This window comes from Campylobacter sp. 2014D-0258 (genome assembly GCF_008000495.1).
Lineage (GTDB): Bacteria > Campylobacterota > Campylobacteria > Campylobacterales > Campylobacteraceae > Campylobacter_D > Campylobacter_D jejuni.
In genome coordinates this window covers 1-3,050 of the sequence record NZ_VOAR01000005.1, presented here as the reverse complement: position 1 = coordinate 3,050, position 3,050 = coordinate 1, and the positions used below count along the sequence as shown (strand labels likewise).

Annotated in this window: 2 pseudogenes; both read right to left on the bottom strand. The window is 28.9% G+C overall.

Going from position 1 to position 3,050, the window contains the following annotated elements:
• Positions 1-260, bottom strand: a pseudogene (locus tag SR62_RS00575) (hypothetical protein); the annotation flags it as partial.
• Between the two features lie 454 nt (positions 261-714).
• Positions 715-3,000 (bottom strand): annotated as a pseudogene (locus SR62_RS09095) (hypothetical protein); the annotation flags it as partial.
• Between the last annotated feature and the right edge of the window lie 50 nt (positions 3,001-3,050).

The window sequence follows — 3,050 nt, the reverse complement described above, 5'->3', positions numbered from 1 at the left end:
CTTTTAGTTCCATAAGCGATATTGAGATAGTTTTTACCACTACCATTAAAATTTACAGTTTCATTTTTAGCTATATTAAAACCACCACCCCATTGGATAACAGAATTTACTTTATTACCTGTAATATTCATGGTATTACCATTTACATTTATACTTCCACTTGTTCCATGAGTGAACTTACCCCCACTTGGTAAAGCATAGCTTTGAGAGAAAAGTAAAGAACTTACAACAATTGATAAAACGATTTTATTGTTTTTCATGGTTTATCCTTTCTTGGTTTGGTTTAGTTCTAAGAACTTATCTTTGTTTTTGTTTTTTTATCTGTTTGTTTTATTTTTTCTTTTTAAAAACAAAAATAAGTTCTTAATCCTAGATTTCTCTAGGATTATTAATTGTTGATAACTTTGATTTGTTATTGTTTTTATTGTCCATCCTTATTTATTTTATCTTTGCGTAAATGCTTTTACCATCTTGGGATATTCTTACTTCATAAGAAAGCTTTTGTAGGTTCATCTTTTTTAATCTATCTATAGAACTTAGTTTAAAATCTTCTTTGTTTTTTTGCATTTTTTCAATAAAGCTTTGAAGTTCTTCTTGATTTAAAGTATTAGAGTTTTCATCTATAAAACCTTGCTCACTTTGTAAGATTAAGATTTCTTTATTTTTAAGGTAGGGGTATTGCTCTTTGAGGGTGTAAAGAGCTAATACTCCCTCGCTAGAAATATTAATAGGAGCATCGTATGACTTCAAAAGGGGAGTTGTGTTGATTTTATTGGATACAATAAGATAATAATGCTCAAAGTTATTAATAATTCTAGCTTCAACTTTAGTATTTAAAATCAGTCTATTGTTTTTACTTAAACTGATATCTGAAGGAGCTACAGCATTAGAAGCACTATTGCTATCTTCATAATGCACTAAAGCCCCTGCTAATATATCTATGAAAGTGTTTTTAAATATATTTAAATTCCCACCTATATATAAGGTATTATTATAAGATTTAGCTTCACTTAAACCTGTAATGGCTGAAGGAGCTATAAAAATAGAATTGTTATTTTTATACTCATCAAGATTGAGATTGTTTATGATTAAGGTATTATCATGGGTATTGTTTGAAAGTCCAGCTATAATACTTAAAATTCCTTCTCTTTTATCTGAAGCTACACCAAATAAAGTATCATTGATAATGATTTTATTATAAGCTGCTTCATTATAAGCCATAATCAAATAAGCATTATCAGCTGCATTAGAAGAATAGTTTTTTATATCTATGGTATTATGATTGGCTTTATCTAAAGCTCTTATGATGATTTTAGAACCTTTATCTATATTACTTGCATCGGTAATGCTTTGAACATTGTTGTAATTTATAGTATTATAAGAAGCTTCTTTAGCTTCTGTTAATACAGTTAAATTTCTAAAAGAAGCAAAGTCTTTAATCACTACTTCATTGTTATTAGCACTACTAGGATAAAAGTCTTGATTATTAAGAATGTTTTTCTTAGCTGTATAAATGTATACAGGTAAGGTTGACATAGAATTATTGATATAAACTTTATTATAATCCGCACTGCCTTCTAAGGTTCTAGCAGCTACAATATTTAAAGCATCTTTATAGCTTTGAGAAAGATCGGTTGTGGTAAGATCGTTTTTAATGTTAATGGTATTATGATTAGCTCCTTTAGTTGCAAAGCCACCATAAAAAGAATGTTGGTTATAACCTAAGAAGTTATTAGCGATTTCTAAAGGATGTTTTAATTCTATGTTTAAGGTATTATAATTTGCTTCTCCATTATTAGAAGCTCCTGCATAGAAGTTAAACAAAGCTTGAGCAAAAATGTTCTCATTGTTTTTATCTTTTTTTAGGTTTTTAATATCTTTTAAATTGATAGTATTATCTAAGGCTTGTCCTTGTTCGGTTTTTCCACCCTAAAAATCAGCAAATAAAACAGAATTATAAGCTAGGGGTTGTTTATCATGGTTCATATACATATCAAGATTAAAACCATCTATGTCTAAAAGGTTTTTACTGGCTTGAAAGTTTTTATCTGTTCCACTATCTATATAACCTGCGCTAATATGAGCAGCAGCTGAACTAGCATAAGCTTTGCTTGGACCATGGATAATCATATTAGCATCTTTGATAAAGATTTTATTGTTTTTTACATTGCCTTGATAAGCTAAACCACCTACAAGGTGAGTGATTCTTTCATCAAAGGTATTATTACCATTTTTATCTTTTTTAGGTAAGGAAGTAAAAAACTCTACACTACTACCTGCTTCTATATTTAAACTATTATTTGTAGAATCTCCATAAGTGGCTATAGCTCCGATTAAATAAGGAGCACCATTTAAGGCTAAATCATAAGTGTTCTCAACACCCATACTAATATGGGCATCTTTTTGAAGTATGGTTTGATTATAGCTTGCATTACCATAATGAGTAAAGGTAGAACTCATTAAGAAATTCATGCGTTGATTGCTTTTAGAATTACTAGGGTTTTTTATATGGGTATCTTTAGGTTTAAGATAAAAAACTGAACTAAGTTCTCCTTGTTCTAATATAAGTTTATTATAACTTGCATCAGCATGATCGGTTTTTGCTGTGATTAAAAAAGGAAGCACTCTAACTGTTTTTATACTATGATCGGCTGTATTAACACCATGCCTTGCTTTAAAAGAAAGAACTTCATCTTCTCTCATATCAGGAGTAAGTAAATAATGTTTAAAATTTAAATCGTTTATATTTGTAATATTTGATTTAGGATTGTTATAAATTAAAGTAATATTGTTAATATCTTGTTTAGAACTCTTAGCATAATAATTTATACCTTGGAGTTTTTTATAAGTAGAATTGCTTTTATCATAAAGTTCGTTATCATTAAAATAATGCTCTGAGATATTGAAATTTCGATTGTCTGTAGTATTTGCTTGAGTGGCTGCAAAAGCGTTGATACTTAAGAAGGTAACAATAGAAAGTTTAAAACAAAATTTCTCTATACCCCCCCCCATGAAGTTAAAAAGCTTAATAGCTGGCATAGATGTCCTTG